At 72.0% G+C, this 13,404-nt stretch carries 8 protein-coding genes; 3 read left to right on the top strand and 5 right to left on the bottom strand.

All coding sequences use genetic code 11. The annotated features are described in order from the left end of the window. Positions 1-150 precede the first annotated feature (150 nt). Entirely contained in the window at positions 151-963 is an 813-nt protein-coding gene (lexA, locus tag HCC61_RS14000; RefSeq protein ID WP_169135767.1) for a transcriptional repressor LexA, read from the top strand. Positions 964-1,121: 158 nt separating this feature from the next. Here lexA and HCC61_RS13995 read toward each other — a convergent pair whose 3' ends face one another. The 4 genes from HCC61_RS13995 to HCC61_RS13980 all read right to left on the bottom strand — a co-directional run bounded on the left by HCC61_RS13995 (position 1,122) and on the right by HCC61_RS13980 (position 8,622). Continuing rightward, positions 1,122-3,158 (bottom strand): ATP-dependent DNA helicase, encoded by a 2,037-nt coding sequence (locus HCC61_RS13995; protein WP_169135766.1) that lies wholly within the window; start codon positions 3,156-3,158, stop codon positions 1,122-1,124. 132 nt (positions 3,159-3,290) lie between these two features. Further along, positions 3,291-5,228, bottom strand: a complete 1,938-nt coding sequence (locus HCC61_RS13990; RefSeq protein ID WP_240968998.1) for an IucA/IucC family siderophore biosynthesis protein — start codon at positions 5,226-5,228, stop codon at positions 3,291-3,293. 171 nt (positions 5,229-5,399) lie between these two features. Then, positions 5,400-6,293 carry a GNAT family N-acetyltransferase gene (locus HCC61_RS13985; protein WP_346777188.1) on the bottom strand — a complete coding sequence of 298 codons (894 nt, stop codon included), beginning with the start codon at positions 6,291-6,293 and terminating at the stop codon, positions 5,400-5,402. A 34-nt stretch (positions 6,294-6,327) separates the two neighbouring features. Beyond that, complete coding sequence (locus tag HCC61_RS13980; RefSeq protein WP_346777187.1) at positions 6,328-8,622, bottom strand: IucA/IucC family protein; 2,295 nt, start codon at positions 8,620-8,622, stop codon at positions 6,328-6,330. Between the two features lie 289 nt (positions 8,623-8,911). Between HCC61_RS13980 and HCC61_RS13975 the strand changes: the two genes are divergently transcribed. Both HCC61_RS13975 and HCC61_RS13970 read left to right on the top strand, forming a co-directional pair. Beyond that, a complete protein-coding gene (locus HCC61_RS13975; protein WP_169135764.1) occupies positions 8,912-10,144 on the top strand; it encodes a hypothetical protein in 1,233 nt (410 codons plus the stop codon). A gap of 271 nt (positions 10,145-10,415) precedes the next feature. Next, on the top strand, positions 10,416-11,621 hold the full coding sequence (locus HCC61_RS13970) for a hypothetical protein (protein ID WP_169135763.1): 1,206 nt from the start codon (positions 10,416-10,418) through the stop codon (positions 11,619-11,621). Between the two features lie 92 nt (positions 11,622-11,713). Here HCC61_RS13970 and hflX read toward each other — a convergent pair whose 3' ends face one another. Continuing rightward, positions 11,714-13,222: a GTPase HflX gene (hflX, locus tag HCC61_RS13965; protein ID WP_169135762.1), complete on the bottom strand. Its 1,509-nt coding sequence runs from the start codon at positions 13,220-13,222 to the stop codon at positions 11,714-11,716. Between the last annotated feature and the right edge of the window lie 182 nt (positions 13,223-13,404).

The following is a 13,404-nucleotide window of genomic DNA, read 5'->3' as shown; positions in this document are numbered from 1 at the left end:
TGACGGCGGTCGGAAACGAGGGCCGTCTACACCGCGAACGGCGACTGCGTCAGATGAAACGAGAATTTTCACTCGAACGTGTGTTTGGCGCAACCTTTCGAAACCAACTACCGTTGTCCCACTAGGGAGAAACGCTCGAGAGGGGCCGACGTGACCACCACAGCTGACAGCGCCACCATCACGTCCCAGAACCGTGCCGCGCAGTCACTCGACCACATTCCTCCGGTGACCCCGGTGGAAGACGCGGACGGCGTGCAGGACGCCGACGCGAACGACATTCAACAGGCCAAGCGCTCCCTGCCGGGGCGACCTCCGGGGATCCGCGCGGACAGTTCGGGGCTCACCGACCGCCAGCGCAGGGTGATCGAGGTGATCCGCGACTCGGTGCAGCGGCGCGGTTACCCGCCGTCCATGCGGGAGATCGGTCAGGCGGTGGGCCTGTCCAGCACGTCCTCCGTGGCCCACCAGCTCATGGCGCTGGAGCGCAAGGGTTTCCTGCGGCGTGACCCGCACCGCCCGCGTGCCTACGAGGTGCGCGGCTCGGACACGCCCGCCGCGCAGGTCGCCACCGACACCACGGGCAAGCCGTCCGCCTCCTACGTGCCGCTCGTGGGCCGGATCGCCGCCGGCGGTCCGATCCTCGCGGAGGAGTCCGTCGAGGACGTCTTCCCGCTGCCGCGTCAACTCGTCGGTGACGGCGAGCTGTTCGTGCTCAAGGTCGTGGGCGACTCCATGGTCGAGGCCGCGATCTGCGACGGCGACTGGGTCACCGTGCGCCGGCAGCCCGTCGCCGAGAACGGCGACATCGTCGCGGCGATGCTCGACGGAGAGGCCACCGTCAAGCGCTTCAAGCGGGAGGACGGTCACGTGTGGCTGCTGCCCCACAACTCGGCGTATCAGCCCATCCCTGGTGACGACGCGACGATCCTCGGCAAGGTCGTCGCGGTGCTGCGCAGGGTCTGAGGCCCCGCGCAAGGCCCTGCGTATCCCTGCGCACGGGCTCCTCGCGAGCGAGAGCCGCCGGTCCCACTGCGCCGGGACCGGCGGCTCCGCCGTGCCCGGCGGGGAAGCCCACGGTCTGGAACCCGAGAGCACGGCATAGATGCCACGGCACTCGGCGGCTAGGGCTTCGTTTTGCTCTTGGCGCCCCCGGCGCCCCCGGCGTCCTTCGCCGCGGCGTCGATGGCGGCGAGTGAACGCCGCACCTGATTGCGGTCCGTCGTGTACCAGAAGCCGGGCATGGACGCCCGCAGAAAGCCTCCGTACCGCGCCCGCTCCAGCCTCGGGTCCAGCACGGCGACCACGCCCCGGTCCTCGGCCGCCCGTACGAGCCGGCCCGATCCCTGTGCCATCAGCAGCGCCGCGTGCGTGGCGGCGACCGCCATGAAGCCGTTGCCCCCGTGCTCCTCGACGGCCTTCTGCCTGGCGCTCATCAGCGGGTCGTCGGGACGCGGGAACGGGATACGGTCCATCACCACCAACTGGCAGTTCGCGCCCGGCACATCGACGCCCTGCCACAGCGACAGCGTCCCGAACAGGCAGGTCTCCGCGTCCTCCGAGAAGCGCCGCACCAGCTCGCCCAGCGTCTCCTCGCCCTGGAGCAGTACGGGCACGTCGAGCCTGCCGCGAAGCTCCTCGGCGGCGGTCTGTGCGGCGCGCATCGACGAGAACAGCCCGAGCGTGCGGCCCCCGGCGGCGCCGACGAGGTCGGCCAGCTCGTCGAGCATGTCCCGGCGCGACTGCTCCCGTCCGGGCGGCGCGAGATGCGCGGCGACGTAGAGGATTCCCTGCTTGCGGTAGTCGAAGGGGGAACCGGCGTCCAGGCCGCGCCACTGCGGTGTCTCGCGCGGCGGCTGCTCGGCGTCGCCGCCGGGTGAGTCGTCGCCGAGCACCCGCTCCGGGGCGAGGCCGAGCGAGGCTCCGACGCCGTTGAAGTCGCCGCCGAGCTTGAGCGTGGCCGAGGTGAGCACGACCGACCGGTCGGTGAAGAGCTTCTCCCGCAGCAGCCCGGCGACCGACATCGGGGCGACCCGCAGCGAGGCGCCGAAGCGGTCGTGCCGCTCGTACCAGATCACGTCGAACTCGGAGGCCTCGACGACCCGTTCGGCGACCTCCTGCACGTTCTCCAGCGAGGCCAGGGCCTGTTTGCGTACGGCGTCCTCGTCCTGCACGGACCTGTCACGGGTGTTGCCGATGGTCGTGACGCCCTCGCGGGCGGCGTCACGCAGCGCCATGAGGACGTGCACGAGGTCCTCGGGAACCGTTTCGAGGCGGCCGGGCAGCGCCAGCTCCATCACGCGCTCGAAGCCCTCGGAGGACGTCTGGAGCCGGTCGGCTGTCTTCTCGTCGACGAGCTTCGCGGCACGGCGCACCGCGCGGTTGACGCTGCCGGGGGTGAGTTCGCCCGTGGCCACGCCTGTTACGCGCGAGACGAGCTCGTGGCCCTCGTCGACGATGAGGACCTCGTGCGGCGGGAGCACCGGGGCGTTCTCGATCGCGTCGATCGCGAGGAGCGCGTGGTTGGTGACGATGACCTCGGCGAGCTTGGCCCGCTCGCGGGCGGCCTCGGCGAAGCACTCCGCTCCGTATGCGCACTTGGAGGCGCCGAGGCACTCGCGCGAGGAGACCGAGACCTGCGACCAGGCGCGGTCCGAGACGCCCGGACGCAGATCGTCCCTGTCGCCCGTGTCCGTCTCGCCGGACCAGTCGCGCAGCCGCAGCAGGTCCTTGCCGAGACGGGAGGTGGGGCCGGCCTCGGTGAGGGGGTCGAAGAGCCCCTCGTCCTCCTCCTGAGGCACGCCCTCGTTGAGGCGGTGCAGGCAGAGGTAGTTGGAGCGGCCCTTGAGCATGGCGAAGGCGGCGCGGCGGCGCAGCAGCGGATGCAGCGCCTCGACCGTACGGGGCAGATCGCGCTCGACGAGCTGCCGCTGAAGGGCGAGCGTGGCGGTCGCGATGACGACGGGCTCACCGTGCGCCAGCGCGGGGACGAGGTACCCAAGGGACTTGCCGGTGCCCGTGCCCGCCTGGACCAGCAGATGGGTGCCGCTGCCGACCGCCTCGGCGACGGCTTCGGCCATGGCCACCTGACCAGGCCTTTCCGTGCCGCCGACGGCGGTGACGGCGGCGTGCAGGAGATCGGTGAGGGCGGGCTCGCTCATAGGGCCGACACCCTACGCGGCGCCTCTGACACCGTGTCCGCCACCGTGCTCACGGCCGGCTCACGGTCGGGCTCGCGTCCACGCTCCCGGCAGGGGGCACGGCAGTGGTCACAGCGGTGGTCACAGGGGCGGTCACAGCGAGTCCGGGTGCAGGGGGTTCGCGACCGTGCCGTGCACGGCGGCGTGCGGGCGCTCGGAGCTGTCGCGGTAGCCGTCCATGTGCAGCCGGTTGCGGTTCAGGCAGAGCCGGTCGATGCGCGGAGTGAGCAGGTCGAAGGCGGCGAAGCGGTCCTTCAGCTCGGGGAAGCGCGCGTGGTGACGCTCGGTCTCGGTGCGCAGCAGCGACCAGAAGTCCCTTTCCGGAACGTTCAGTTGGTCCTCGCACAGCGGCGCCAGGTAGCGGAACACGCCCACGAAGAGCCCGGAGTGGATGAACTGGGTGAGGAAGGCCGGCGGCTCGGTCAGCAGCACCTCCCGCACCTCGTCGGGCATCCCGTCGAGCTCGGGTACGGGCTCGGCGCTCACGTTGACGTCGTCGACGAAGTCCTTGACGGCGAGCCGCACCGGTACGTCGTCCTCGTCGAAGACCACGATCGCGTTCTCGCCGTGCGGGGAGAAGACCGTCCCGTAGCGGTAGAGGAAGTGCAGCAGCGGGGGCAGGAGGGCGGCGAAGAGGCGCCGCAGCCAGACGCGGGGCGGCAGTCCGGACCGCTCGACCAGCTCGGCGGTGAGGGACCGGTCCCGCGCGTCGGTGTGGATGAGCGACGCGAGGGTGCGGGCCCGCTCCCCCGATTCGAGCTGCCCGGCGAGCGGTTCGCGCCAGATGCAGCCCAGCAGTTCGCGGTACTGGTAGGGCACCTGCGGCAGCCGGTCGTAAAGGGGGTGCCGGACGGTGACCGAGGCGACCTCGCCGAGCAGGATCACGCGGCACTCGTCACGCAGGAAGGCGTCTGCGTCGCGCAGTCCGTGGATCCACCGGGTGACGGCGGGCGCGGCGAGAGTGCGCTCCGTGGGAAGTCCGCGCCAGACAAGGGTGTTGAGGACGGACAGCGGCAGCTTGACGGTGTGCCGCTCGGGGCGGCTGACGTTCAGGAAGGTGCGTACCGACTGCTGGGGCAGGCGCAGATCGCCGTCCGAGCGGAGGGGGACGATGTCGCCCTTGGCGATCGAGTCCGCGAAGAGCGGCGCGATCGTCTCGTCCCACTGCCAGGGGTGTACGGGCAGGAAGAGGTACTCCTCGGCGGGCAGTCCGCGGGAGCGCAGGGCGTGACGGAAGTCCCGGAGGGTGTCGGGGCTCAGTTCCCGCTCGTAGAGGCGGTGCGGCTCCGCGAGGGTGGGGACGCCGCGGTAGACGGCGAGACCGGAGGGCCCCGTGCGTACGGCGAGCCAGGGCAGGCTCTGCTCGCGGCGTGCCTCCGGTGCCCAACTGGCCGCGTCCGCCGCGGAGAAGCCGAGCCTGCCCTTGTTCATCACGAGCCAGGGGTGGCCCTTCTGGTGTCCCTCCAGTTCCGCGTAGCCCAGTTCGGCGAGGCGGGCGGCGGGCAGTTCGCGCTCGCTCAGGCGTACGTCGGCGAGGAGGGTCGCGGACAGTTCGCGGATGAGGTGACCGGTGGTGTCGCCGGTGAGCCCGAGGAGGGTGTCGTGGGCGCGAAGGAGGAACGCGAAGGGGTCGGTGCCGACGGGGGTCAGGGATGCCGGGTCGATGTTCCAGTGGCCGTAGGCGCCGCGGCGGGCGCGGAAGCGGACGGTGAGGTCGTCGGCGACGCGGAGGCGGTAGGGGCGCAGGGCCCGGGAGCGGGCGTCAGGATCGGGCTCGGGATCGGGATCGGGCTCAGCGCCGGGATCAGGGTCGGGGGCGGAATCGCCGGGGCCGTAGTCCACGGGTCCGGAGTCAACGGGTCCGGGATCGCCGGGACTTGAATCAGCGGGACTTGAATCAGGGGGACCGTGTTCCTGGTCGGGCTCCGGCCGGATGATCTCCTCGTACGCGAACTCGCTGATCATCTTCGCCAGGAGCCGTCTGCCCGCCCTGCGCCAGCTGTCCTGGTCGATGCCGGGCGGCAGCCGCAGCTCGCCGGAGCCGCGGAGTTCGTCGTTGCTGTCGTCGGAGTGCGGCAGGTGCACTGGGGACCTCCTCGTTCGGGGACAGGACAGCGGGCCCGGCACCGGACGGGGGAACAGCGATCCGGAACCGGAACCCTCCCGGCGGCCGGCCGTGGACGGCAGCCGGAGGCGGCGGGGTCAGAGCAGTTCGCGCAGTGCCCGGTCACGGACCATGAGCGCCGCGCGCTTGCCGGGCAGATCGACCTCGGCCGACAGCCGGAAGCCGGCGTTCAGAAAGGCCGCGACGGAGGCGACGTTGCGTACGTCCGGCTCGGCGAGCACACGGCCGCAGCCGGGCCGCCGGTCGAGCACGAGGTCGGCGACCGCCCGCAGCAGCGCGGTTCCGATGCCGCGTCCGCGGTCGGGCACGCCGCCGATCAGCAGGTGCAGACCCGTGTCGTGGGGACGGGCGCGGCAGTGGCGGGCGATCGGGTCCAGGTCGGCGCGGTAGATCTCCCAGTAGCTCATGGGCACGCCGTCCAGTACGCCCAGGCAGGGAACGCTGCGCCCGTCGCCCTCCAGCTGCGTCCGCAGATGGGCCGCGGTCACCTCCCGGGGACCCGCCAGCGCCCAGAAGGCGGCGACCGCCGGGTCGTTCATCCACGCGCTGATCAGCCGCAGATCGCGGTCCATGCGGACGGGCACGAGCCGGAACGTGCCCACCGGGGTGTCCGTGGCGGGCCAGCAGACGACGGAGTCGAGCAGGTCGGACCGGGCCACACCGATAGAGCCGTCCGGACCGGTCAACTCCCGCTGCGTGCCGGTCGGATGCTTGTCCGGGCCGTACGGTTCGCGTGAGTTCAGCTCCTGCCGGCCGTCGGGGGCTCCGTCCTGCGAGCCGTCCCACAGCGCGTGCTCCGACAGCAGCCGCGTCAGCTCGTCCGACATCCGCAGGTCGAGCGTGTCGTCGGCCGCGGCCCGGCCGGACGTCCCGGCGGGGCGAGCCGTGCCGGGTGCATCGGGATCAGCGGACCCGCCGGGCGTGCCCGAGCCGTCGTGATCCGTACCGGCGTCGGGTCGGTCCACGTTCACCTGCGCACGCCTCCTCCCGGCACTCGTGGCACGGTCACCGGAAGAGCGGGTTGGCGACGGTCACGTACACGGACTGGGTGTCGACCGGGCCGACGAGCTCGTCCATGCCGTGCACGCGCGTGAGCAGATTGGCCTTACAGCGCAGCGTCGGCGATTCCAGCAGCAGCTCGGGCAGCGCCGACACGGGACCGTCGCCGTCCCCGCGGGCCCGGGTGCGCAGGAACTGACGCGCCGCCGCGATCAACACCCGCTCGTCGGCGAGGCGTTGCACCCCGAGAGCGCCGATCAGACCGAGCACGTTGTTGATGCCGAGGTAGTACGCGAAGCGCTCGTCGGCCACCTCGTCGCCCACGAAGGTGTCGCTGTCGACGCCGAGCCGTGCTCCTGCCAGCCGCTGCTGGAGCGCGTCACGGCGGGACTCGCGGAAGTAGTAGCCCTGGTTGTCGCGGTAGCGGCCGCCGCACGGCCACCCCTCCTCGTCCAGCAGCACGAGGGTGTTCTGCTGGTGTGCCTCCAGGGCGATGCCCGCGTGTGCGTCGAGCCACAGCACCGGCCGTACGACGGCGTCCAGATAGCGCAGGAACCACTCGGTGGCCACCGTCCTCACGGGCCGGTCCGTACGCGCTGCGAGCCCCTCCAGCACGTCCGCGAGGCGCGAGCGCAGCCGTCCGTACGGCGCGACGGGCGAGGGCCGCTCGGCGGTCAGGCCCGCGACGCACACGGCGTCGTCCGCCGGGCCGAAGGGGTTGTGCCGGATCACGGTGTCCAGGCCCGTCACCGGCAGCCCGTCGGGCCCGTCCACTCCGAGCCACGCCGGATCGCGGACGATGTCGAAGCCGGGATGCGCCGCCCGCCACTGCGCGCCGAGCCCAGAGCGCAGCAGCCGGTGCATCTCCAGTCCGCGCAGCAACTCCTTGCGCAGGTTCTCCCGGCGGGAGTTGGTGATGGGCAGCGCGAGGGAGAGCTTGAGCATCGCCGGTCCGCCGGGCCGCATCACCGTACGGACGGATGACGTCGGGTGCCATGGGCCGCCCGCTTCACCCAGGTCTTGCAGCAGCCCGTCGGCGAAGAGGCGGGCGACGTCCGTGCGTTGCGCTAGCCGTCGTGCCTGCCAGGGGTGCAGCGGCAGCGGCACGGTGCCGGAGGGCAGCCGGGAGGTGACGGTCTCACCGGCGAGACGGGCCGCGAGCTGTGCGGCGCCGACCGTACGTCCGCGCTCGGTCCAGGCGGAGTCGCAGGCGAGCACCGACTCGTGCACGGCGACCCAGTGCAGCGGGAAGGCGGCGCGCACCTCCGGTGAGTACGCGGCGGACTCGTCGTCGCTGAGACCCTGGCGGCTCTTGGGCGCCGGGTGCAGCGGGTGACCGAGTACGAGCGACTGCTCTGCCTCGATGAACGGGCCGTGCCCCGGCGGGGGTTCGGGCGCGGCGCGGCGCTCGGCGAGGAACCCGGCGGTGCGCCGTACGGAGTCGGCGACGCGGGCGACGAGATCGGCGGCGCCGGCCGCGCCCGAGGCGGACGGGCCGCCGTCCCGGCGCTCGACCGGGCTCCCGTCCGGGTCCTGGATCGGGGCGTCGGCGCCATGGGCGTCCCAACAGCCGTCGACGGCCGGGGAGTTGCCGCGACCGGAGCCGTCCGCGGACGCGCCGCCGGCCCGGCCGCCGCCCAGGTGCGCCGCCTCGCGCGCGATCAGCGCGGCGAGCGTCACGGCGTCGAGCGGCGCGGCACCTGCGGGTGCACCGTCCAGCAGCGGAGGCCCGAAGTCGTGCCGTCCCGTGGGCGACCAGTGGCGTACCGGCACGCGCAGGGTGACGCCGCTGGCCTCCATCGCGAGCACCAGGGTCTCGCGGGTGCCTGCGTCCGAGCCCGCGCCCCTGCCGGCGGGCCGCGGGATGTTCCGCTCGCGCACCCAGCAGCACAGCAGGTTGCCGGTGGCGGCGTCGTCGGCCGTACGTGCGGGGTCCTCGGGTTCCTGCGGAGCAGCGCCTCCGGCCGGTCCGGCGGTGTCCGTACGGAGCGCCCGGCGGGGCCGTCCGGGAGCGTGCGTCTGTGCGGGCAGCCGGGCGCCTTCCACTGCGGCCGCGGTCGAGGCCGTGGTCGAGGCAGTCGTCACGGCCGTGGTCGCGGCACCGGTCACGGGGGCCGTCACGGGAGTCGTCGAGGCATCCGCCGCGGGGGCGGTCGAAGTATCCGTCGCCGGGTCGATCGCCGGGTCCGTCGCGGTACCGGTCGCGGGATCCGCCGGCGCCCGTACGTCCGTCCCGGGCGGGACCTCCGGGGCTCGCGGCGCTTGCGGGACCGACGGTGCCGCTCCGGTGGGCGCGTTCACAGAGATCTCCTCCCGTGTCGACTCGGCACGCGGACCCGCGGGCCGCCTCCCCCGTCCGTACCAACGAAGCCGGAGCGCCCTGATCACGGGCGAAGTGAAGATCTGTGACGTGAACCGGTCGGAACCGTGGACCCCTTGGGCCCCGTCCCCCACCCGACGGGGCATAGTCTTCCGTGACTTCGGGTGCGCGGCGGCTCTCGCCGGCCGCGACGCGGGGGCGCGTCCGCCTCCCGCCCAGGGGGGTCATGACAATTCAAGAGGCACAAGGACATTCAGGGGGAGTTCATTCATGTCAGCCACCAGCCGGTCCGCGAGGCGACGACGTACCGCTCTGGCCGTGACGGCGGCCGCAGCCGTACTGGCCGTGACCGCCACCGCCTGCGGCCCGGAGGACGACGGCGCCGGGAGTCGGCCGAGCGCTTCCGCTTCGGCCGCCGAGCAGGACAAGAAGCAGCGGGATCTGGGCCTGCCGAAGGACCTGCCGAAGGACCTGCCGAAGGACCTCCCCAGTTCGCTGAAGGACCTCGACAAGTGGCGCAACGGCGAATGGAAGAACTGGGACCGCGACGAATGGCTGCGCAGGGCCAAGGAGTTCATCAACCCGATCATCGACGACCTGTGGGACCCGGACCGGATGAAGGACGCCGACGGCAACGACCGTAAGGTCGACGACGGCGACATCGACGACGGAGAGAGCGGCGGCAAGGGCGGCACCGGCGAGGACGAGGGCGTCACCGACCCGGCCCCGTCCCGCATACCGGCCAAGCAGGTCAAGCGCCCCTACACGAAGGCCAGTCCGCCCGTCGGCAAGGTGTTCATGGACACGCCGGAGGGTTCGATGGTCTGCTCCGGGACCGTCGTCACCGACCCGGGGAACCCGGGCAAGTCCAACCTCGTGGCGACGGCGGGCCATTGCGTGCACGCGGGCAGGAACGGCGGCTGGTTCCGCAACGTCGTCTTCGTGCCGCGCTACAACCCGAAGGGCCTGTCCGGCGCCGAGCTGGCGAAGGCCGCCAGGAAGGACGTCGCGCCCGACGGCGTCTGGTGGGCCAAGTACGCGCGTACGACGGACTTCTGGATCGAGAACGGCTCCAAGACCGGCGGCAAGGGCGCACCCCAGGACTTCGCGGTGATGAAGGTGCGCCCCGAGGACGCCAAGTCCGGCCCCTCGCTTGAGGAGACCGTCGGCAAGGCCGCGAAGGTCAACTTCAACACCCCGCGGGTCAAGGGGATTCCGAGCCTCACGCCGCACGGCTACCCCGCGGCGCCTCCCTACGACGGTACGAAGATGCTCACCTGCACCGGCAAGCCCGGACGCCTGACGCTGGATCCCCGCGAGCCCACGATGTACCGCGTCGGATGCAGCATGACGGGCGGCTCCTCGGGCGGCGGGTGGCTCAGCCCCAGCGGCGGGCAGCTGCTGTCCGTCACGTCGGTCGGACCCGTCGAAGGCGGGTGGCTCGCCGGTCCGCGCATCGGCAAGGAGGCGAAGGGCGTCTTCGACAGCCTCGCCGGAAAGTAGACGCCCGCCCGCGACAGCGGCGCGCACGCACGCCGAGGCGGCAGCATCACGGTCCGCAAGTACCGGCGGCGGGCGGGGAGTTGGATCCTCCCCCGGCCCGCCGCCGGTCCCGACCCGTATGCCGTTGCGCTGCGCCGCGTTTGCGCTGCTCCACGTCTGCACGTTCCACATCTGCACGTTCCACGTCTGCACTGCTCCGGCGTTCCACTGCCGCGGTTCCTGCTCTCCGTTAGTTCCTGCTCTCCGTTCCACTTCCAGGGGGATCCCTTCCATGTCATCGATACGCAGGCAGCCCCGCCGCCGTACGGGCGCGGTGGCCGCCACCGTGCTCGCGGCGCTCGCGCTCACGGTCACCGCATGCCAGTCCGGTACGGGCGGCGGCAGCGACACGGACGCCCAGGCGCGGCCGTCCGCGAAGCCCTCGCCCACCGACGGTCTCGGCATCCCCGACGATCTGCCGAAGGACCTTCCGACGTCCCTGAAGGACCTGGAGAAGTGGCGCAACGGGGAATGGAAGAACTGGGACCGCGACCAATGGGTCCGTGAGGGCCGGGACTTCATCAACCCCTACATCAGGGACCACTGGAAGCGCGGACGCATGGACGAGGCGGAGGACAACGGCAAGCGCGTGCCCGAGAACGTCGAATCGGCGTCGGGAGCGAACGCCTCGGGCCCCGAGCCGCGCCCGGTCGAGGCACGCGCGGTCGGCACTCCGTACACCCGGAACGCCGCCCCCGCCGGCAAGGTCTTCATGGACACCCCGAAGGGCCCGATGGTCTGCTCCGGCACGGTCGTCAAGGACCCGCGCAATCCCGGGAAGTCCAACCTCGTGGCCACCGCGGGGCACTGCGTGCACTCGGGCCGGAACGGCGGCTGGCTGCGCAACATCATGTTCGTCCCCGCGTACAACAACCGCGGTCTGCCGCCCTCGCAGGTGGAGAGCGCGCAGCCGCAGGACGTCGCACCGTACGGGCAGTGGTGGGGCGAGTGGGCGCAGACCACCGACTACTGGATCCGCAAGGGCGCGGCGTCGGGCGGCGGCGGTTCGCAGCAGGACTTCGCGGTGCTGCACGTACGTCCGGAGCGGTCGACCGGCAGGTCGCTGGAGGAGACGGTCGGCGCCGCGGTGAAGGTCAACTTCCATGCGCCGCGCGCCGGACGCTTCTCCGGGCTCAGTTCGTACGGCTACCCGGCCGCGCCCCCCTTCGACGGCGCGAAGATGTACAGCTGCACCGACAGGCCCGGCGAGCTGTCGGTGGACGCCTCGCAGCCGGCGCTCTACCGGATCGGCTGCACCATGACCGGCGGCTCCTCGGGCGGCGGCTGGTTCATGAAGGGCGAGGGCGGCAAGGCCGAGCTGGTGTCGGTCAATTCGATCGGCCCGCAGCCCGCGACGTGGCTCGCGGGACCGCACCTGGGCCCGGCGGCGAAGAACGTCTTCGACGCGGTCAGCAGGAAGTACGCCGGCCGCAACTGACACGCGGTCCGCACGTCCTTCGCGCATGTGGCCCGCCTCCCCGTCGAGCAGGGAGGCGGGCCACAGCCGTACGGTCCGGAAGGGGAAGTCCCCTAGCCCAGGCCCGCGGCTGCCTGCGGTTCGTACTTCCGCAGCTCGGCCGCCAGCTCCGCGTGCACCCGCGCCTTGAGCAGGGTGCCGTCCTCGGTGTGCGTCTCGGAGAGCACCTCGCCCTCGCTGTGCACGCGCGAGACCAGCTTGCCCTCGGTGTACGGAACGAGTGCTTCCAGCTCCACGGAGGGACGCGGCAGCTCCTCGTCGATGAGGGCACGCAGCTCCTCGATGCCCTTGCCCGTACGGGCCGACACCGCGATCGCCGCGGGGCCCTCGGCGCGCAACAGCCGCTCCACCACGAGCGGTTCGGCCGCGTCCGCCTTGTTGACGACGACGATCTCCGGCACGTCGGAGGCGCCCACGTCACGGATGACTCCGCGCACCGAGGCGAGCTGCTCCTCCGGGTCGGGGTGAGCGCCGTCGACCACGTGCACGATCAGGTCGGCGTCGGCGACCTCCTCCATCGTGGAGCGGAACGCGTCCACCAGGTGGTGCGGCAGATGCCGGACGAAGCCGACGGTGTCGGTCAGCGTGTGCAGCCTGCCGCTGGGCGTCTCGGCCCTGCGGACCGTCGGGTCCAGCGTCGCGAACAGCGCGTTCTCCACGAGGACGCCGGCGCCCGTAAGCCTGTTGAGCAGGGAGGACTTGCCGGCGTTGGTGTATCCGGCGATGGCGACCGACGGCACCTTGTGCCGGCGGCGCTCCTGCCGCTTGATCTCGCGGCCTGTCTTCATCTCCGCGATCTCACGGCGCATCTTGGCCATCTTCTCGCGGATCCGCCGCCGGTCCGTCTCGATCTTGGTCTCACCGGGGCCACGGGTGGCCATGCCGCCTCCGGCCGAGCCGGAGCCGCCGCCGCCCATCTGCCGCGACAGGGACTGACCCCAGCCGCGCAGCCTCGGCAGCATGTACTGCATCTGCGCCAGCGAGACCTGCGCCTTGCCCTCCCGGGACTTGGCGTGCTGCGCGAAGATGTCGAGGATCAGCGCCGTGCGGTCGACGACCTTGACCTTCACGACGTCCTCGAGGTGGATCAGCTGGCCGGGGCTCAGCTCACCGTCGCAGACCACGGTGTCGGCGCCGCTGTCGAGGACGATGTCCCGCAGCTCCTGCGCCTTGCCGGAGCCGATGTACGTCGCGGGGTCCGGCTTGTCCCGGCGCTGGACGACTCCGTCCAGCACGTGCGCACCCGCGGTCTCCGCGAGGGCGGCCAGTTCCGCCAGGGAGTTGTCCGCCTCCTGCGCGGTGCCGGAGGTCCAGACGCCCACGAGCACGACGCGCTCCAGGCGCAGCTGCCGGTACTCGACCTCGGTGACGTCCTCAAGCTCGGTCGAGAGACCCGCGACTCGGCGAAGCGCCGCACGCTCGCTGCGGTCGTACTGATCGCCGTCACGGTCGCCGTCGATCCCGTCACTCCAAGCAGCGTCCTCTTCCATCAGGGCGTCAGCTCGGCGGTCGGACTCGGCGACCCGCTGGCCGTTGTGCGGAAGAGAAGAGGAGAAGGTCATTGGGTCCTTACGTCGAAGTGGGAGATGCGGGAAACGGAACTATGGGGCGGCGCAGTGCCTGCCGCTCACCCTTGGCAACGCCCCTGCGGCGGTATTGATTCCCGCCCCCGGGCCCGCGAAGCGCCTGCCGCACGTTCCCGGAGCACCGGAGGAAATGGTGGCACGGCCCTACCGCGCAGTCA

Source organism: Streptomyces sp. HNM0575 (genome assembly GCF_012726265.1).
GTDB lineage: Bacteria > Actinomycetota > Actinomycetes > Streptomycetales > Streptomycetaceae > Streptomyces.
The sequence above is the reverse complement of the archived record's forward strand: the minus strand, read 5'-3'. Positions and strand labels throughout refer to the sequence as shown.

Coding starts and splice junctions, on each gene's coding strand:
- HCC61_RS13995 (WP_169135766.1), bottom strand. CDS start 3,158: ATGAGCGAGCCCGCCCTCACCGATCTCCTGCACGCCGCCGTCACCGCC.
- HCC61_RS13975 (WP_169135764.1), top strand. CDS start 8,912: ATGTCAGCCACCAGCCGGTCCGCGAGGCGACGACGTACCGCTCTGGCC.
- HCC61_RS13970 (WP_169135763.1), top strand. CDS start 10,416: ATGTCATCGATACGCAGGCAGCCCCGCCGCCGTACGGGCGCGGTGGCC.
- hflX (WP_169135762.1), bottom strand. CDS start 13,222: ATGACCTTCTCCTCTTCTCTTCCGCACAACGGCCAGCGGGTCGCCGAG.